The sequence below is a fragment of the uncultured Collinsella sp. genome, assembly GCF_959026545.1.
Taxonomy (GTDB): Bacteria; Actinomycetota; Coriobacteriia; order Coriobacteriales; family Coriobacteriaceae; genus Collinsella.
This window is the reverse complement of record NZ_CAUFLV010000002.1, coordinates 174,213-193,282: the sequence shown is the minus strand read 5'-3', so window position 1 is coordinate 193,282 and position 19,070 is coordinate 174,213. Positions and strand designations below refer to the sequence as shown.

The window sequence follows — 19,070 nt, the reverse complement described above, 5'->3', positions numbered from 1 at the left end:
GTCTTCACTCGGCCACCCGCGCGGCAAGGAGATATATTGCCAGAGTCGGAGGGGCTGTGAAGCGAGAATCGCTACTTCACATTTCCTCCATAACAGGAACTCTTAACCTCCTATATGAAAAGGAGCTTTGGGCGATCTTCCGCCCTATATAGATGACGACCATTCGGTTCTATTACATGTATGCGGCGGTCATCTGTACGGGATATATACCCTGTTTCGATCGGGTATCCATCGTAAAAAGAAACGGGATGCCCCATGGGACATCCCGTAGAAACGCACTTAGGCCTCAAGAGCCTTCTTGGCGATGGTGGCGAGCTCGTTGAAGGACTCGATGTCCTCGTAGGCCATCTGAGCGAGGACCTTGCGGTCGAGCTCGATGCCGGCGAGCTTCAGGCCGTGCATGAACTGGGAGTAGGAGATGTCGTTCATGCGGGCGGCGGCGTTGATACGGGTGATCCAGAGGCTGCGGATCTCACGCTTCTTGTTGCGGCGATCGCGGTACTGGTACTGGAGGGAGTGCTGCACCTGCTCCTTGGCGTACTTATAGGAACGGGATGCCTGACCGTAATAACCCTTTGCGCGGTTAAGGACGGTACGACGCTTCTTCTTGGCGTTCACAGCGCGCTTGACACGTGCCATATCTAATCAACTCCTAAATGAGATAACAGCGGAAAGGATGGATTAACGGCCGGCGAGGCGGGCGTTGATGACCTTGGCGTCGGCGGCGGCGAGCTCGGTCTCCTGACGGAAGCCGCGCTTGCGCTTGGTGGACTTCTTGGTCAGGATGTGGCTCTTGTAGGCCTTGGCGCGCATGATCTTGCCCGTGCCGCTGCGGCGGAAACGCTTTTTGCTGCCGCTGTGGGTCTTCATCTTAGGCATGGAACTCTCCTTCTGATACCTGGTTGACTACTTATCGCTCGGCTCGGATTCGCCCTCGTTATCGAAGGCGCCCTTGATGGGGGCGAGCAGCATGAGCATGTTACGGCCTTCCAGCTTGGGCTGGGACTCGACCGTAGCGAACGGTTTGAGATCCTCGGCAAGACGCTCGAGCACGTTCAGACCCTGCTCCGGATGCGCCATCTCGCGGCCTCGGAACATGATGGTGATCTTGACGCGCGCGCCCTTCTTGAGGAAGCGCAGGACGTGACCCTTCTTGGTCTCGTAATCGCCCACGTCGATCTTGGGTCGGAACTTCATTTCCTTGACCTCGATCTTGGACTGGTTCTTACGAGCCTGCTTGGCCTTCATGGCCTGCTGGTACTTGAACTTGCCGTAATCCATGACCTTGCAAACCGGCGGATCCGCGTTGGGAGCGATCTCCACCAGGTCGAGGTTCTGGTCATCGGCGATGCGCTGCGCATCACGTGTGTCGAACAGACCGAGCTGCGATCCATCGACGCCGATAAGACGAACGCGCGGAGCGCGAATCTCATCGTTGATGCGGGTGTCATCAGACTTAGCTATCTCGATACCTCCTTCTTGCACTCGTACAAATAAACCCGGAACCATGTGGTATCCGGGTCGACAGCTTTTGCTCGATTTCACGCAAATTGTAGCGTGAGTGCAAGCGTTCGGTTGTGCGACCAGACAGCTACCCAATGGTGCCGAAAGGTGGGGACCCTCAGATCCCGCTTTCCTGCTGGAAAACCAGCGACTCGAGAATGATAGCACGGGAGCGTCTACTCCATGCTTTCCTCACGAGCAATGGATGTGGTGCCCGAGGTGAGATTCGAAGCGGCCGCCTTGCGGCGTCCACATCCGCTCAGGCCAAAGCCTTCGCGGCCTCGCTACAAACAGGCCACGGGCCTGTTTGCTTAACGCTCGGACACTCGCGTGAGTTCGGCTCATTGCTGAACTGCGCTCTGCATCCACGTATCACGTGCCATGCATGGTGCCCGAGGTGAGATTCGAACTCACACGCTGTCGCCAGCGGAGGATTTTGAGTCCCCTGCGTCTGCCGTTCCGCCACTCGGGCACGTAATCACGCTCAGCTATGGTACCACAGCAATCACACCCATGTTGCGAGATTCCGACTAAAGCGCTTGCGCAACTGGTCTGGCTACGAAAGGGGCGCCCGGCTTCTTCCCTAAGCAAACATTCCGCAGGGGAATCGACAAGAGATTCCCCGAGGACGTTTGCGTGGAAAGAAGCCGGGCGCCCCAACTGGTCAGTGACCTAAAACGTTACGCCTTGTTGACGGAACCGAACTCCTCCATGAGCTCCTTGGTGCGGGCCACGATGTTGTCGCGACCGGGCTTGAGGAGCTTGCGGGGGTCGAAGCCCTTGCCCTGCTGATCCTTGCCAGCCTCGATGTACTCGCGGACGCCCTTGGCGAAGACGAGCTGCAGGTCGGTGTTGACGTTGATCTTGGAGATGCCCAGGGAGATGGCCTTCTTGATCTGATCCTCGGGGATGCCGGTGCCACCGTGCAGAACGAGGGGCAGGTCGCCGGTCTCGGCCTTGATCTCGCCAAGACGCTCGAAGGAAAGACCGGCCCAGTCGGCGGGGTACACGCCGTGAATGTTGCCGATGCCGCAGGCGAGGAAGTCAACGCCCAGGTCCGCAATCTGCTTGCACTCAGCGGGGTCAGCGAGCTCGCCGTTGGAGGTCACGCCGTCCTCGGTGCCGCCAATGCCGCCGACCTCGGCCTCGATGGACATGCCCTTGGAGTGGGCAAGCTCAACGAGCTCCTTGGTGCGGTCGAGGTTAAGCTGGAAGGTCTCCTCGTGAGAGCCGTCATACATGATGGACGTGAAGCCGGCCTCGATGCACTTGAAGCAGTCCTCGTAAGAACCGTGATCGAGGTGAAGGGCGACGGGAACGGTAACGCCCGTGGCCTCGACGGCAGCCTTGACCATGTCGGCGCAGACCTTGAAACCGCCCATCCACTTAGCGGCACCGGCGGTGCACTGAAGGATCAGCGGAGACTTGGCCTCCTCGGCAGCCTGGAGAATAGCCAGGGTCCACTCGAGGTTGTTGGTGTTGAACGCGCCGAGAGCGTAGTGACCGGCCTCGGCATCCTTGAGCATCTGAGCTGCATTGACGAGCATATTGGACCTCCCATTGTCCATACTCTGAACGGTAAACGTCTGCATTTTACCACGCGAACGGCTCATCTAAACGAGCATTGGGACGTTAGCCAGCTCGACACATCGAGCCGATGTTGAGCCCACGCGCTCACCGATAATGGCGCAAGCCGCGGCGCATAAAGAGGTTCGTCTCGAGCTCACGCGCAATGGTGGTCGTGTCGTTGTGGCCGATGAGACACAAAGTATCGGCGGGCAGGAACGTGCCCATCTTGCCGAGCGAGTCTATCACCTGTTTCTCATTACCGCCTTCGAGATCGGTGCGGCCATGCGCGCCAGGGAACAGCGTGTCACCCACAAACGCCACGTCACCCGTAGTCGCCGCGCAGAAAAGCACGATACCGCCGGGAGTGTGGCCCGGTGTGGCCATGACCTGCAGGACAACGTCACCGAACTCAAACGTGTCCCCCTCGTTGAGCAGACGGTCGGGAGTGGGCGGCATCTCGTGGTCGAACCCCCACATCTCGCGCATGCTCTCGATCGCCCCCGCCATGAAATCTTTGTCTGCCGCGGAGATCATGAACGGCACATCCGGTCCGAGCGCGCGGCGCAGACCCGCCACGCCACCGATATGGTCAGCGTGGCCGTGCGTGCAGATGATGGCGCTCACGCGAGCATCGGGACAGCGCTCGGCAAAGACCTCGGCGAGCTTCTCCCCGTCCCATGCGGGATCGATGATGGCAGCCTCGCCCTTGCTCACGGCGAAGTACGTGTTCGTCTGGATTGGCCCGTTCACCACGCAATGGATGGCGAGCGACCCCCTCTTCTCGAGATCGAGCTTCATATCTACAACTCCTTCGCGGCATGCGTAAAAACAATCGAGGCGAGACTTCGAGTCCCGCCTCGACATTCATTCGATTATCCTACGCCATCCTAAATCGAGCTGACACTCCGAGTGGGCGAAAACCAAATTCACACCCCTCGATACCCGCGAGGCGTATACCAGAAACCCACAAGAGAGATATAGCCCCTTATCCAAGCACTCACTGCCTCAATCCACATTCCGAGCTGAAAAAGCCATATCTCATCGCCCAGAGCATCGATTCTGAATGAAGCCCCCATGCATAGCAGTCCCGAAATGGCAAACACTCGGAAGAAGTATCTTCCATCACTCTTCAGCTTGTTTACGAAGCGGCCAGCATCCGCCTTGGCGTCTTCCTTGGCAAAGCGGGTGATTGGCAGGGCGCTCACTCCACCGCAAACCGCAAAGACGACAATTGAAGCCAGCATACGATCACCTTGCCACAACAAGTTCACGTAGATGAACCCGGCCCACAACGCGATTGAGCCGACAAGAGCAACGGCGATGACCCGTCTCATTGCAGCGCCCATTGGCTTCATCCGAAATCGCCTCCTCGTTTCGGGGCAAGTACCTTTTACCTAGTTACCCCGACAGGCGCCTCAACACTCCAGCTCTTAACCAGTTTTGTGCAAGCGGCGTCAGAATAGAGATAGAAGTCCTTGCGCGTGATCATCTCGGGAACATCGCAGTACCAATGCTTCATGATGATGTACATGTCGGCATGATGGGCGACATTACTCATGATCGTCCAATCTTCGAAAGACAAAGCAAGGCATTTTCGCGGGCATACCCGCCCCGACTCTAAGACGTTTGTTTCTCTCCCCGAGCATCTCAACTCCCCATGCTCCGTTTATTGAACCCATATACATCCTTGCACTCCAGAGGCGTTTCATTTGTCAACAATGGGGGTGCAATTCATATGAAATTAGGCTTCGCTATCTTCTGATACACTTTTTCGAATAATAAGCTGAATCGCTTGACGAATCGAGCTTTCAAATGAACGAGAAACTTTCACTGAGCTTGTGGACCGCCGTTCTTATTTGCTTCCCCAGAGCTGCATATAATCCGACGCTCTCGATCTCATCCTCCAACACAGAAATCGTCCCTCTCTGCATCGCACTTGGCGCATTGCCCTTTTGCAGCAAGGCAATAAAGACCAATCTCAAATATCAGCCTCTCATAAGCCGCTTGGGCCACGCTTCTGCTTAAGTCTTCGTCATCGCCGAAAGCGCGTCCATCCTCTGCTCTGAAGCGTTTCTAGCATATGCAATCCCCCCTGAGGTCGAGAACCTGCTCAGTCTCTGCGTAGCATTTAGCTATTCCTCATCTTTGATATGCTGGGCAATCTTCCTGCAGGCACATTCTCATGAGACGGCTTCGGCAAGCGGGCCAAGATCATTCCTGCTCGCCTACGCTTTGTTCTTCCTCTACGACAAGGCGACTCTTTTTCTTCCTCAGAACAATCCGCTTTGGACGATTGTGCTGTCCTTCCTCTGTGGGCTCGCATTGTTCCTCAAGCTCAAACATAGCCTACACGAGGACAACCAATTGGTCTTTGAACCCTTGTGGCTCATGTCCGGAATGCTCGTTTATCGAGTATCGAGCTTCCTTGTAAACGGCATTGCGCTCACCTATGGTTTTTCCAGCGGCCTGTTCGACAATCAAGTAAATGTATGGTTTTGGGTCCTCCCTCCAGCATTCCTTTTGGGGCTCGCCTGCCATCAACGCATACAGCTGCGCAAGCGGCGTTGCAAGACGCATCCCACCGAACAGCGACCTCATCTCTCCGGCGACGCGGCGACATCGCTCTCGCCAGGGAGAACGAAGTTATCGCTCGCGACTTACTGGGTGAGAAAACGCACTCGACCAGCGACGCAATGGGAATTGCACCAGGAACGATATCCACCCTTCGCTCACGCGCTCGAAAAAAGCTCAATATATCTGCGCACACGGATCTTGAGAGGCTTGTCCGGGACGGGAAAATCCACCTCGACAACCCCGCAGACCCGCCGGCAAACAATCATCTTTCTTGGAAATGTCTGGCGATTAGCCTGCTAGCAGCCCTTATCGTCATCACATCCACTCTGTCGGACACCATAACCCTCCCAAATGGAGACCAGATATTTCAGGCAAGCTACTACTTCATCTGGGGCGCAGGGGTATTGCTGCAGGTTTACAGCCTCGCTTTCATGTCATCTCCGACCAAGTGCTTTCCTTCCCGTGCCCCAGCGAAGACGCCGACAGAAATCGCTATATCGCTCTACAGCCTCTCTGCCTTTGTTGTGATAGGGGCCCAACTGTACTTGGGTCTATTGACCGTCTGCTCACTTTTTATTTGTACGGCGCTTCTTTTCGGATTACTTCACATGTGCGGCAAAAACAAAGAGAGGGCGACGTCCCTCGTCGCGGTTCCCTATTACTCGGGCATAGGGCTAATCCTCTCTCCCATTGTCGGGACCTATTACGAACTCTGGGGGCTACCCTTAATTCTCAATTTCATCGTTTGTGGCATGGCCCTGCTCACCTTCTTCAGGCAATATGGGGCACTCCGGCTCGACAGGCAAACAGAGAAGGCACAGGAAGCAGACGGAATGCTACTGCTCAGCGAATACGGCATTACAGGCCTTCAAGCGAATATAGTTCTCGACTTGGCAAAAGGAATGAGCGTCAAAGAGATTTGCGAAACGCGAAGCACCACGACGAATACCGTCAAATCTTATAGGCGCCGCACGTTTAAAAAACTCGGTGTCCACAGCGTGGAAGAGTTGAGAGAATTAATAAATATCCCCACACATTAAATAGGACGATTTGCACCCCATTGCTTACACATCTGTTGTGGGACAAAAGGGCATAGTTGGAGCAATATCGGCTCTCTACATTTGGAGGGACAATGAGACACATTGTCGCAAATGCAGCAGCACTCATATTGATGGCAGCATCCGTCTTTGGGTTATGCCCGCAACAGGCGGCAGCACAAGCCAGCATTCCCATGACAGCCCATATCTACGAGACGCCAATGACGAAACGCCCGGACAATCTTGTCGAAACACTTAGAATCAATACGTCATTCGCACTCCTGACTTCCAAGAGCCTTACCGCCGAGCACTTCTCGGGTCAGAACATGGGAGTTGAACTCACAGCCTAATCTCCATCAAGTGGCACCTTCACCGTCAAGCTCTACCGCGGCACATCGTATATTGGATCGGCCACGTTGAAGCGAAACGGATATTCCCGAGCCGAATGGACAAACGTCGGCCCGGGAGTCTACCGCTTTGTTTTCTCCAAGACAAATGACGGTAAAGTCGTTACCTGCACGGGGGTTCGCACCTTCTCTTGGTAATCGAAGAGCGGTTAGCGCGACCTGCGCTTCATGGTCTTATTGCCCTCACCCGGCATGAGACGGCGGGCGTCGTAGACGCTCTCGACCGCGCCGATGGCGGCGAGCAGCGGGTCGAGGCGGCTCGCGTCGGAAATCTCGATGAGGAACCGCAGGGTCGCGATGCCCTCGCGACTGGTCGAGGTGGCGGCGGAGAGGATGTTGCCGCCCGCGTCGCCGATGGCGATGGTGACGTCCTTGAGCAGCCCCATGCGATCGATGCACTCGACCACGACCTCGACCTGGAACAAGGCATCGGCGCCCGTATCCCAGCTCACGCCGATCATGCGCTCGGGATGCTCCATAAGCCCCTTGACGTTGGGGCAGTTGGCTCGGTGCACCGACACGCCGCGGCCACGCGTGATGAAGCCCACGATATCGTCGCCCGCGACGGGGTTGCAGCAATGCGCTAGGCGAACGAGCATGCCGTCTCCGTCGGCGCCCTCCACGAGCACGCCGTTGCTGCCCTTCTTGGCACGCTTGGACTGACCACCGGTGCGCGGGGGCTGATGCACTACGCTGGCGATGGCCTCTGCCTTGGCCTCGGCGGGGTTTTGCGGCTGCGGGTCGAGGATTGCCTGGACTTTATTGCCCACGGCGCGCGGCTGCACCTTGCCGGCGCCCACCGCGGCGAACAGGTCCTCAAGCGCCTTGTAGTTCATGTCGCTCGCCACGGCGTTGAGCGCGCGCGTCGAACGCGGCGTGGAGATGCCGTATCCGCGTTTGCGAAGGTCGCGGGCGAGCATCTCGCGACCGGCCGTGGCGTCCTCGTCCTTGGTCGCCGCAGCGAAGTAACGGCGGATCTTGGACTTGGCGCTCGGCGTCTTGACGATGTTCAGCCAGTCGCGCGAGGGCTTGGCGTTTTTATTGGTGAGGATCTCGACGCGATCGCCCATGGCGAGCGTGTGCGTAAGCGGAGCCACGGCGCCGTTGACCTTGGCGCCCACGCAATGGTTACCGACCTCGGTATGTACCGAGTAGGCAAAGTCGAGCGGAGTGGATCCCATGCGCAAGTTCATGACCTCGCCCTTGGGGGTGAAGACGAAGATCTCTTGGTCGTAGAGGTCGACCTTGAGCGAGTGGAGAAACTCCTTGGGATCGTCAATCTCGTCGTTGGCCGCCCAGTCGAGGCTGCGCTTGAGGGCGTTGATCTGGTCGTCGAGGCGCTGGGCGCTCGTTGCCTTGACCGCACTCGAACCACCCGAGCGCTTATAGAGCCAGTGCGCGGCGATGCCGTATTCGGCTTGCTCGTGCATCTCGTACGTGCGGATCTGAATCTCAAGCGGGCGCGCCGTGGGACCGATGACCGTGGTGTGAAGGCTCTGGTAGTTATTCGCCTTGGGCATGTTGATATAGTCTTTAAAGCGCCCCGGCATGGGCGTCCACAGCGAGTGGACGGCGCCGAGGGCGGAATAGCAGTCCGCAATCGAGTTGGTGATGACGCGCAGGGCCACCAAATCGTAGATCTCGGAGAACTCCTTACCCTTGCGCTTCATCTTCTGATAGATCGACCAATAATGCTTAGAGCGACCGGCGATCTGATACCCGGTGAGACCCACACCCCTTAGTTCGTCATCGAGCGCCTTGATAGTCTCGGCCAAAAAGCGCTCGCGAACCTCGCGGCTCTCGCTCACCATGCGGGCGATGCGCTGATAGGCCTCGGGCTCCAGGTAGAAGAAGGAAAGGTCCTCGAGCTCCCATTTAATTGAGCTCATGCCCAAGCGGTCGGCGAGCGGGGCATACACGTCCATGGTCTCGCGCGCCTTGAACAGGCGGCGATCCTCGCGAAGCGCCGCCAAGGTGCGCATGTTGTGCAGGCGGTCGGCGAGTTTGACGATGACCACGCGGATATCGCGGCTCATGGCGAGGAACATCTTGCGCAAGTTGAGCGCCTGCTTCTCATCCATGGTGTCCACGTCGATGTTGGTGAGCTTGGTCACGCCGTCGACGAGCTCCGCGACCGTCTCGCCAAAATACGTGGTCACATCATCCAAAGACGTCGTCGTGTCCTCGACGGTGTCGTGCAGCAGTGCGGCGCACACCACGTCGCAATCCATCTTGAGTTCCGCCAGGATTATCGCGACCTCGACGGGATGATTGATGTACGCCTCGCCGCTGCGGCGCTTCTGTGCACAGTGCTTCTCGGCGGCAAAGCAGTACGCCCGCTCGACCAGGTCGCAATCCTCCTTGCCCATGTACCTGCCCACCAGGTTCGCGAGCTTGTCGAAATTGTCCGCCATGAACTCGGTGGGAAGGTCGTCGGCATGAGCGTAGTGCACCATTTCGGCGCTCGGGCGCAAGGGCTCGGAGCCCTGTTTCCATTCCGTGGCCTTGGGTTGCCGCGTTGCAATCGGCTGTTTATCCATCGATGGTACCTCCCTCGCTCACCTGCGGGGTTATTGGACGGTTCACGCGTGTCAGCATATCACGGGCGGAGGCGGTGAGAGCCCAGTCCCTAAATGCGGAGAATTCCATGCGGGCGTGGATGCCCTCGAGGTACCTAATCGAGCGATCGAGGTCCACGTGCCCGGGATTCTCGACCATCTCGACCTGACGGGAACGCTCGTCGCCGGCCACGCGGGCAAAGCCGAGCTCCTCGAAGATCGCAAGCCCATGCGGGACCGCGCGCTCATCCACCGGTGTACGCGCGTCGATGGCCAGACACATCTGGGCGATATCGAGGTCGCTGGCGCTCAGGGGCGCCCCGGACGCCTCACCGCGATGGCGACGCCACATGGTCTGGAGCGCACGGTACAGCGTAACGAGCTCCCCGCGTTCGGGGGCGGCGGCATCGAGCAGCCGCTCGTTGATGCGGGCGTCGCGACGCGAGTAAAGCAGATGGATGCGAGCCGGGGCACCATCGCGTCCAGCACGACCGCTCATCTGGTTGAATTCGGTAGAACCAAAGGGCATGTGGTACAGCACCACGTGGCGGATATCGGGCAGGTTCACGCCCTCGCCGAACGCAGATGTGGAGACGATGCAGGTGAGTGCACCGTCACGAAACGCCGATTCGACGACGGCGCGATCGGCCCGGCTGAGACCGGCGTTGTAAAAGGCGATGCGCTCCCCCAATTCCGGCACGCGTCGGCGCAGCGTACGGCAAAGCGCGACGGACTGGTCGCGCGAGTTGACGTACACCACGCATTTTTCCCCGGTGGCGACGATGGAGACCAGACGGTTCTCGCGACTGGAGAGATCACGCTCGTCATCGAGATCGAGGTTGTCGCGTATGGCGGCGTCAACGACGACGTTGTCGATGCGAGCAAGACGGCAAATCTCGGTCGCGACGTCCGTCGATGCCGTCGCGGTCGCGGCAAGGACACGGGGGGCGCCCAACTGGTCCAAAATCGCTGGAAAATCGAGGTATGCGGCGCGGTCCCCGCCCTTTGCTCCCGCCATGTGATGTGCCTCGTCCACGACGACGAACCCAACGCGGCGCGAGACGGCGAAACGGTCGCGATGAATGGAGAGGAACTCGGGCGTGGTGAGGACGATATCGATTTTGCCAGCGACAAGCTGGTTAAACAGGCGGTCGCGAACAGCCGATGGGGTCTCTCCCGTAAGCACGCCGACGCGCGCGCCGAGTTTGGCGAGCGTTGAGGTGAGGTGAAACGACTGGTCGGCCACGAGGGCGCGCAACGGGTAGACGAACACGCTCACCATGCCATTGGCGATTGCTTCGCGCATGGCATGCACATGGAAGATGAGCGATTTGCCCCGGCCCGTGCCCATGACGGCAAGGGTGTTGCGACCGCTCTTGAGGGCGTCGAGGGCCTCGAGCTGCGCGCGATGCGGAGTGGCGGAACCAATCATCGTATGGATGAGTGAGCGCGTGAGCTGGTCATACGGCAGTCGAGCCAGGGCGGCGCGACGGTCGGCGTCAACCGGTACGGGCACCTCGGCGGCGGGTGCCGCACATGGCGTGCCGTCGGTGAGGGGGTTTTGGGCCGTCGAAGCGTCGCACGAGAGGGGCGGAAGCTCGGGCAGCCCCACGCGCCCGCCGTCGGAGCACGACCGGCAGAGGATATCCTTGACCATGAGCTTGGGCTTGACGCGGCCCTGCCAGCACTCGGCGACCGCCTCGAAGACGAGATCGACCACCGTATCGCAGTTGACGAGCGCGTCGACTTGCGCGACGCGGAACATGATGGCCGGAACGCTCGCGGCGCCATCGGTCGCCACGAACCGCATATGGTCGCCCGTCTTGCCCACCACGGCACGATCGCACATGGTGACACCGCAAGCAGCGAGCAGGGGCACTTTGTTGCCTTGCCCGAATGGCTCGAGCATGCCGATCTGGCGAATGGTGTCGATATCAAGTTCCGAGAGGCGCACCGTCGCCGCCACCTCGCCGCGGTCTTCGAAATCTTCCCGCGGGAGTTCCGCGAGCACCGCATCGAGCCGTTCGCGCAGCGCATCGAGATTTTCCGCGACACACGTCACGCCCACCGCACCGGCATGACCGCCAAAACGAATGAGCAGGTCCGAGCACTTCTCGACCGCCTCGAAGAGGTTCACGTTACCCACGGAGCGACCGGAGCCGCGGGCAATGCCGTCTTCAATCGAGAACAGAAGGGCCGGTACGTGGTAGCGGTTGACCAGCCTGCTCGCCACAATGCCCTTCACGCCCTCATGCCACCCCTCGCCGCCCACGATGATGCAACGGCCGCCGTCATACGTCCTCTCGACGAGCTCCTCAGCCTGCTCGGTGAGCTCTGCCTCGATGGTGCGGCGTTCCTGGTTGATCTCCTCAAGGCGCGAGGCAAGCGACGCCGCTTCATCGGGGTCACGGGCCATAAGCAGGTCGAGCGCCAGGGTGGGGTCGGCCATGCGTCCGGCGGCGTTCAAGCGCGGAATGAGCGAGAACGAAAGCCCATCGGCGGTGATGGCAGAGAGGTCCGTTCTGGTCACCGCCGCGAGCGCGACGTAACCGGGCCTTGTCGTTGTGCGCATGTGGGCAATACCGTCTGCCACCAGCGCGCGGTTCTCGGGCGTAAGAAGCATCATGTCGCTCACCGTTCCGAGGGCGGCGACCTCGGTAAACGAACGCCATAGCTCGGGCATGCCCAGCCGCGATCCCAGGACCTGCACCAATTTGAGGGCAACGCCGACGCCGGCGAGCTCGCGGCTGGGGCCTCGCCCGTCAATCTTCGGGTCGGTGACGGGAATGCCCTGGGGCACAAGGTCGGCGGGCTCGTGATGATCGGTCACCACGATGTCGATGCCTCGCTCCGTGAGGTAGCCCACCTCATCACGAGCGGCAATGCCGTTGTCGACCGTGATGACGAGCGATGGCGAGCACGCCTCGATCACGCGGTCGAGGGCCTGACAGGTCAAGCCGTAGCCTTCGTCGAATCGATGAGGTATGAAGGGCTGGACACGCGCACCGAGCGCGCGCAAAGCCTCGGTGAGCAGGCAGGTGGACGTGATGCCGTCGACGTCGAAGTCGCCGAACACGGCGATGGGCTCGCTGCTCCGCACCGCCCGCTCCACACGATCCGCCACCTCGGCCATGCCGGGGATGATAAGGGGATCCGCCCAGTCCCTTTCCAGCGAGGGAGTGAGGAACAGGCGACCCTCCTCAACCGAGCGGATCCCATGGGCGACCATGATGCGCGCCACGAGCGGCGCCACGTCCAGCCCCGCGGCGAGCTCGCCCTCAAGCTTGGGATCGCTTGCCGCCACGCACCAGTGATGAGTCGTCTTAAGCGATGCCATGGCCATCCTCCTTTCCCAAAGAAAGGAGGGACGAATGGGTGGGGCCGCTTGCAGCGAATGCGCGGCCGATGCGGATCACGCTCGACATAAGATCAAATCCTTGATGATTGCCCGCTGCGGCGGGCGTGCGTTTTGAACGTCTCCCAGTATACACGCGTGACTCGACAAAACGTCTCCTTCCCGGCAGGCGGCGGAGATGCTCCCGTAAAGACAAGCGTCGACGCATATTCGACATGCGCATCGCCTTGGGTCGTAACAACCCTGTAACGCGTACGGACTATGCTTGGGTACCCATAGGAGGCGGCGAAAGGAGCAGCATGGGCGCATGGAGACGACTGGGGAAGGCGATTGGCGCGCGAATGCCCTTCATTGTCCCGCTCTGCGTCACCGCGGGCGTCCTGTTCCCCGGGGTGTTCGGCCCCATCGAGACGGTCGTCCCGTTCCTCTTCGCCTTCATGACCTTCCAGGGATCGCTCAACAACACCTTCCGCCAACTCGCCGAGACGGTGCGGCATCCCCTCCCCCTCTTGGTCATACTCGGCGTCACGCTTGTGTTCATGCCGGTTGTTGCATTCGGCATGGCGTCGATCCTATTCGCCGGGGACACGCAGATCATCACCGGAGTTCTGCTGGAATACAGCGTGCCCATCGGCATCGTCAGCTTCATGTGGGTCGGCATGTTCTCGGGCAACACGGCGCTTGGGCTCAGCGCCATCCTCGTCTCGACGGTGCTCTCGCCGTTCTCCATCCCGTTCACACTCAGCGTCCTCATGGGCGCGACCATCCAGATGGACACCATCGGCATGATGGTCAACATGGTGTTCATGATCGCGCTGCCGGCCCTTGCCGGCATGGCGGTGAACGACCTCTCGCGCGGCTGGGGGCACGAGAAGCTCTCCCCCGTCATCGACCCGCTGTGTAAGGTTCTGCTCGTCGTCATCATCACCGCGAACTCAACGGAGCTGAGCGAGTACGTCCTGAATATGACCTGGGAGCGGGCAGGGGTCGCCCTGTTTATCCTACTGTTCGCAAGCACAGGCTTTTTGTGGGGCATGATCGCCGCGCGCCTGCTGAATCAACCGTTTTCCACGCTCGTGACCATGGGGTTTGACTGCGGGCTCCGCAACATCTCATCGGGCGCGGTCATAGCGACGCAGTATTTCCCCGGCGAGGCGGTCTTCCCCGTCATGTGCGGGACCATCTTCCAGCAACTCCTCGCCGCGATCTTTGGGCGCATCATGACGCGTCTCACCGAACGCGAACGCGCCGCCGAGGTCAAGCTCGTGCGGCGCGGATGGGCGTCGGCGAAGGGGCATGGCCCGTCTAGCCGAGCTTGACGATCTTCGTACCGTGCAACTCGTCAACGCCAAGCGCCTCGGCGACGCGTGCGGCGTTCTGGTGGGTGATGCCGCCTCCTGGCAGGATGACCAGGCGTCCCGCTGCGCGCTCGATGCAGGCGCGGAGCTGATCGAAATTGTCCTCGATCGGGGCGCCCGCGGCGCCGCCGTGCGTGAGGATGTGGTCGACGCCGAGGCCGGCGAGGACGTCGATCGCCTCGAGCTGCTCGGCGGGCGCGAGCTCGTCAAACGCCATATGGAACGTGATGCCCAAGTCGCGGCCGCGCATCTCGCCCACGCCGCGCGCGACCTTGATGAGGCGCGTCGTGGCATCTGCGTCAAGCTCGAAGCCCTTGCCTTTGGAGCGACGCTTGAGGCACCCGATCACGATGCCGTCCACGCCGTTGGCGCCCGCATAGCGGATGTCAGTCTCCATGGCCTTCATCTCGGCCTTCGAATAGTCGAAATTGCCCTTGCGCGGCCGGATGATCACGCGCACCTCGGCATCTTCGTGGGCATGCACGATGCCCACCGCCTGCTCGATCACGCCCGCCGACGGCGTGGTGCCTCCTTGCGCCAGGTTGTCGCACAGCTCGATGCGGCCGGCGCCGGCACGCAGCGCGGCCTCGATGTTGGTGAAGTTCTCGGCGCAGTATTCGAACAGCATGGCGCTTTCCTCTCGAAATGTGTCTCGGTTCCAGCCGGTCGTCATCGGCCCCGGCATCGGCGCGTCCATCCTAGCGCATGGGCAGGGATACGATGAGCCTAAGGGTAGGAATGTCGAAAATCGGGACCCTCGCGGGCCGTTTTTTCGACATTCCCGCCCTCGACTCCGCCTTGCACACGCCTCGGGTTGGGACTAGGACTCGGGTTGGGCGACGAGCACCTTCTCGGGCGTGATGGGCAGGTCGCGCACGTACGCGCCGGTGGCATGGGCCACAGCGCTCGCGATGGCGGGCGCCGGCGTGTTGATGACGACCTCGCCGATGGACTTGGCGCCAAACGGGCCCGTCGGCTCGTAGCTCGGCTCGAACGCCACGCGGATCTGCGGGATGTCCAGGCGCGTGGGCAGGCGGTACGTCATGAACGAACGGCCGCGTGAACGGCCCGCCGCGCTGTAGGACACCTCCTCGGTGAGCGCCATGCCGATGCCCTGCGCAATGCCGCCCTCGGCTTGCACGCGCGCGAGGGCGCTGTTGACGATGGTGCCGCAGTCGACCACGCCGACGTAGTCCACGAGGCTGACCTTGCCGGTCGCCTTCTCGACCTCGACCTCGGCGATGCCCGCCATGAACGGCGGCGGCGACACCGGGGAGCTCGCCGCGGCGTGGGCGGTGAGGCAATCGCCCGCGCCGCCGCGCACGCATTCGTTGGCGAAGGCGCGCACATCGAGCACGCGGCCGGCCTCGAGCGCCCCCTCGACAGGCTCCCCGTCTTCACCGGCCTCGTAGACGTGCTCGCCGTCGAAGGCGACCCGCTCGGGCTCGAGGCCCCACCAGGAGGCGGCCTGGGCGCAGATCTTCTCCCTCAGCTGGGCGGCCGCGCGCTTGGCGGCCATGCCCGAGATGTAGGTGCCCGAGGACGCATAGGCGCCCGTGTCGAACGGGGAGACATCCGTGTCGACGCCGCGCACCACGATGGCATCGGGGTCGAACCCGAGTTCCTCGGCGGCGATCTGGGCGAGGATGGTGTCGCACCCGGTACCCACGTCGGTGGCGCCGATCTGCATGGCGATGAAGCCCGACTCCTCGAGGCGCAGGTCGACCGAGCCGATGTCGATGTTCGAGATACCCGACCCCTGCATGGTCACCGCGACGCCGAGGCCGCGGACCCGATCGCCGAGGTCGTGCACAAGCCCCTTCTCGTCCCAGCCGATCATCTCGCGCGCCGTCAGCAGGCAGTCGTCGAGCTTGCAGCTGTTGAGCGGCTCGTTGTGGTACTGGGGCATGATCTCGCCCGCCTGCACGAGGTTTTGGCGGCGCAGCTCGATCGGGTCGATGCCCAGCTCGTCGGCGAGCTCGTTGACCGCCGATTCGACGGCGAAGCAGCCCTGCGTGGCACCATACCCGCGATAGGCCCCGCCGCGCATCGTGTTCGTGTACACGACATCGTAGGTGAAGCGACTCGCGAGTACATGATTGTAGATGGGCAGCGACTTGGCGCCCGAGAGCCCCACCGTGGTGGAACCGTGCTCGCCGTACGCGCCGGCGTTGGAGAGGGTATGCAGGTCGATCGCGGTGATGGTGCCATCCTTCTTGGCGCCCACGCGCACGTGGAGCACCATCTGATGACGCGAGTTCGAAGCGGCCAGCGTCTCCTCGCGCGTGTAGACGACCTTGGCGGGGCGGCCGGTGCGCTGCGCCACGAACGCGGCGAAGACCTCGCAGCATCCCGTCTGCTTGGCGCCGAAGCCACCGCCGACGCGTGGCTTGACGATGCGCACCTGCGACTGCGGAATCTCGAGTGCTCCGGCGACCTGGCGGCGGATATGGAACGGCACCTGCGTGGAACTCGTCACCGAAATGCGACCGAACGCGTCGATGGCCGCGAATGCGCAGAAGGGCTCCATCATCGCCTGGGCGGCGGCCTGCGTCTCGTACGTGCGATCGACCACGACGTCGGCTTCGGCAAAGGCGGCATCGAGGTCGCCCACCGTGTTCTCGCCATGGGCCATGAGGTTCCTCGCGCGGTCGCCGCCGAGGTCGTAGTTGAGATGGTAATCGGACTCGTCGTGGATGACGGCGCCGTGAGCGGCGGCATCCTGCGCGTCGCGCGGGTCGAGGACGGCGGGCAGCACCTCGTAATCGACCTTGATGAGACGCAGGGCGCGCTCGGCGGCCTCTGCGGTCTCCGCGGCGACGATGGCCACCTCGTCGCCCACGTAGCGCACCTTGTCCTCGAGGATCAGGCCGTCATAGGGGCTCGGCTCGGGATACGACTGGCCGGCGAGCGTGAAGCGCGTGCGCGGCACATCCTCGTACGTGTACACGCCGATGACCCCGGGGGCCTTCGTCGCGCGGGAGGTATCGATGCGGCGGATACGCGCATGGGCGTGGGGGCTGCGGAGGAACTTGACCGTCAGGGCATCCGCGGGGGCGAGGTCATCCGTGTAGGCGGGCTTGCCGGCGAGCAGGGCCGCCGCGTCCTTCTTGACCGTGGGGTGCGCAATGCGCTCAAAGCCGCCCGCGATCCGCGCGTCGGATTCGTCGCAGGTCGGACGTTGCTCGATGACAGGCAGTTTGAAGCCAACGGCGACGCCCTCCTCCCTCAGATAGCGCACAATGCCGCGCAGCTGGCTCTCGTAGCCGGTGCAACGGCAGAGGTTACCCGAGAGGTTGCGGGAGAGGTCCTCGCGCGTGGCGACGAGCGAGGGGTCGTCGGCGGCGGCGCGGGCGAGCGCGAGCACGTTCATGATGAGGCCCGGGGAACAGAAGCCGCACTGCTCGGCGCCCTCCTCGGCCATGCAGCGCGCCAAACCGGCGGACTCCGCCTGCAGCCCCTCGAGCGTGGTGACCGCACGGCCCTCCACGCGCGCCATGGGGACGGCACACGAGAGGACGGGGCGCTCGTCGAGCCACACCGTGCACAAGCCGCAGCTCGTGGTCTCGCAGCCGCACTTGACGGACTTGCATCCGTGCGAGCGCAGGAAGTCGAACAGGGTCATGTCCGGGGCGACGTCCTCAACGATGCGCCGTCCGTTCAGGGTGAGTTTCATCGAGCGGCCTCCTTGGCAGCGGAATCAATCGGGGCTGTTGGGACGCAAGAGCCCGACGGGGACGCGGCAGCATCGCCCTCGAATGCACGCGCCTCCAGCTCGAAACGCTCCTCGAGAGAAGGCGGCACCTCGATACCGGCCGCTTCGCAGATCGCGCGGACGGCGAGCACGCCCGCAAGGTGGCGACGGTAGGCGGCACCGGCAAGGTAATTCGTGCCGTAATCGAGTGAGCGAACGGCCTCGAGGGCGCAGGAGAGCTCCTCGCGAGAAGGCTTGGGCGTGCCGCAGCCGAGCTCCTCACCCGCGAGCAGGCGCGCACGCAGCGGTCGGGCGCCCACCGACACGTGCCATGCATCGCCCCACCAGGCGGCGCACACGTTCACCACGGGGAAATCAGTCGCCTGACGACGAAGACAGCCGTAGGCGGCCTTGTACGGACGACGATGGACCACGAGGTGCTCGAGCACGTCGCGCTCATAGGGACTCGCGGCAAAGGTGGACAGGTCGATGCGGCCGGCGCCGGTGAACTTGACCCCGGCGTCGAGGGCCATGAGCGCCGTGAGGACATCAGAAAAGCCGAATCTGCCGTACAAGCTGCCGCCCACGGTTGCGAGGTTGCGGAATTGGACGCCCACGATGTCGTGCACCGCGTGCTCGAACACGCCGCAAGTCGCGCTGTTGAACGCCGCATCGTGCTCGAGGTCCGCCAGCGGAGTCATGGCGCCGACGACGAAGGCATCGTCGCTCTCCTCGATATAATCCAGACCACAAGCGGACAGATCGATGGCGCACGCGATGGCTCGGCGCCCTTGACGCAGCCACAGGCCGCCCCCTAGCACACGGGCGCCGCGGTTGGCGAGCAGCATCTCATGCGCCTCGGCGGTCGTCGCCGGAACGAGGCGCTTGGCGAACTTCAGCATATCCTCCCCTTTTCACGTTTGAAGGCAACCTCGTCATTTTACCTTGACGGCACCAGTGGAGGATATGAGCCACCGGAAGATGTGAACGAGGCTCCGAAGCTCCGGCCAAGCCC

General features: G+C 61.7%; 15 protein-coding genes and 1 tRNA gene. 3 read left to right on the top strand and 13 right to left on the bottom strand.

The window, feature by feature from the left end; translation table 11 throughout:
• Positions 1 to 279: 279 nt before the first annotated feature.
• The 8 genes from rplT to Q5Q88_RS02010 form a co-directional block, all read right to left on the bottom strand.
• Positions 280 to 639 carry a 50S ribosomal protein L20 gene (gene rplT, locus Q5Q88_RS02045; protein WP_118654133.1) on the bottom strand — a complete coding sequence of 120 codons (360 nt, stop codon included), beginning with the start codon at positions 637 to 639 and terminating at the stop codon, positions 280 to 282.
• A 42-nt stretch (positions 640 to 681) separates the two neighbouring features.
• Entirely contained in the window at positions 682 to 879 is a 198-nt protein-coding gene (gene rpmI / locus Q5Q88_RS02040) for a 50S ribosomal protein L35 (RefSeq protein ID WP_006720997.1), read from the bottom strand.
• Between the two features lie 27 nt (positions 880 to 906).
• Positions 907 to 1,509: a translation initiation factor IF-3 gene (gene infC, locus Q5Q88_RS02035; protein WP_118654132.1), complete on the bottom strand. Its 603-nt coding sequence runs from the start codon at positions 1,507 to 1,509 to the stop codon at positions 907 to 909.
• A 380-nt stretch (positions 1,510 to 1,889) separates the two neighbouring features.
• Positions 1,890 to 1,975 (bottom strand) — tRNA-Leu (locus tag Q5Q88_RS02030).
• Positions 1,976 to 2,183: 208 nt separating this feature from the next.
• Complete coding sequence (gene fba, locus Q5Q88_RS02025) at positions 2,184 to 3,050, bottom strand: class II fructose-1,6-bisphosphate aldolase (RefSeq protein ID WP_040361002.1); 867 nt, start codon at positions 3,048 to 3,050, stop codon at positions 2,184 to 2,186.
• A gap of 127 nt (positions 3,051 to 3,177) precedes the next feature.
• Complete coding sequence (locus Q5Q88_RS02020) at positions 3,178 to 3,870, bottom strand: MBL fold metallo-hydrolase (protein ID WP_118654130.1); 693 nt, start codon at positions 3,868 to 3,870, stop codon at positions 3,178 to 3,180.
• A 128-nt stretch (positions 3,871 to 3,998) separates the two neighbouring features.
• On the bottom strand, positions 3,999 to 4,427 hold the full coding sequence (locus Q5Q88_RS02015; RefSeq protein ID WP_118654129.1) for a hypothetical protein: 429 nt from the start codon (positions 4,425 to 4,427) through the stop codon (positions 3,999 to 4,001).
• A gap of 35 nt (positions 4,428 to 4,462) precedes the next feature.
• Positions 4,463 to 4,630 carry a hypothetical protein gene (locus Q5Q88_RS02010; RefSeq protein WP_158574846.1) on the bottom strand — a complete coding sequence of 56 codons (168 nt, stop codon included), beginning with the start codon at positions 4,628 to 4,630 and terminating at the stop codon, positions 4,463 to 4,465.
• Positions 4,631 to 5,765: 1,135 nt separating this feature from the next.
• On the opposite strand from Q5Q88_RS02010, the gene Q5Q88_RS02005 reads away from it, so the two are divergent.
• Both Q5Q88_RS02005 and Q5Q88_RS02000 read left to right on the top strand, forming a co-directional pair.
• Entirely contained in the window at positions 5,766 to 6,686 is a 921-nt protein-coding gene (locus Q5Q88_RS02005; protein ID WP_158574845.1) for a helix-turn-helix transcriptional regulator, read from the top strand.
• A gap of 92 nt (positions 6,687 to 6,778) precedes the next feature.
• Complete coding sequence (locus Q5Q88_RS02000) at positions 6,779 to 7,033, top strand: hypothetical protein (RefSeq protein WP_118654127.1); 255 nt, start codon at positions 6,779 to 6,781, stop codon at positions 7,031 to 7,033.
• 206 nt (positions 7,034 to 7,239) lie between these two features.
• Here the strand turns inward: Q5Q88_RS02000 and Q5Q88_RS01995 are convergent, their stop codons facing one another.
• A complete protein-coding gene (locus Q5Q88_RS01995) occupies positions 7,240 to 9,546 on the bottom strand; it encodes a bifunctional (p)ppGpp synthetase/guanosine-3',5'-bis(diphosphate) 3'-pyrophosphohydrolase (RefSeq protein ID WP_118654141.1) in 2,307 nt (768 codons plus the stop codon).
• 76 nt (positions 9,547 to 9,622) lie between these two features.
• Entirely contained in the window at positions 9,623 to 12,985 is a 3,363-nt protein-coding gene (gene recJ, locus Q5Q88_RS01990; RefSeq protein ID WP_302741498.1) for a single-stranded-DNA-specific exonuclease RecJ, read from the bottom strand.
• Positions 12,986 to 13,302: 317 nt separating this feature from the next.
• On the opposite strand from recJ, the gene Q5Q88_RS01985 reads away from it, so the two are divergent.
• Positions 13,303 to 14,322, top strand: a complete 1,020-nt coding sequence (locus Q5Q88_RS01985) for a bile acid:sodium symporter family protein (RefSeq protein WP_118654125.1) — start codon at positions 13,303 to 13,305, stop codon at positions 14,320 to 14,322.
• Here Q5Q88_RS01985 and Q5Q88_RS01980 read toward each other — a convergent pair.
• The 3 genes from Q5Q88_RS01980 to Q5Q88_RS01970 form a co-directional block, all read right to left on the bottom strand.
• Positions 14,309 to 14,989, bottom strand: coding sequence for a copper homeostasis protein CutC (locus Q5Q88_RS01980; RefSeq protein WP_294122289.1), 681 nt, complete (start codon positions 14,987 to 14,989; stop codon positions 14,309 to 14,311). The genes Q5Q88_RS01985 and Q5Q88_RS01980 overlap by 14 nt on opposite strands.
• 192 nt (positions 14,990 to 15,181) lie before the next feature.
• Positions 15,182 to 18,037, bottom strand: a complete 2,856-nt coding sequence (locus tag Q5Q88_RS01975) for a molybdopterin cofactor-binding domain-containing protein (protein WP_302741495.1) — start codon at positions 18,035 to 18,037, stop codon at positions 15,182 to 15,184.
• Positions 18,034 to 18,957, bottom strand: a complete 924-nt coding sequence (locus Q5Q88_RS01970) for a xanthine dehydrogenase family protein subunit M (protein ID WP_294122294.1) — start codon at positions 18,955 to 18,957, stop codon at positions 18,034 to 18,036. Before Q5Q88_RS01970 ends, Q5Q88_RS01975 begins: the two co-directional genes overlap by 4 nt.
• Positions 18,958 to 19,070: the final 113 nt, after the last annotated feature.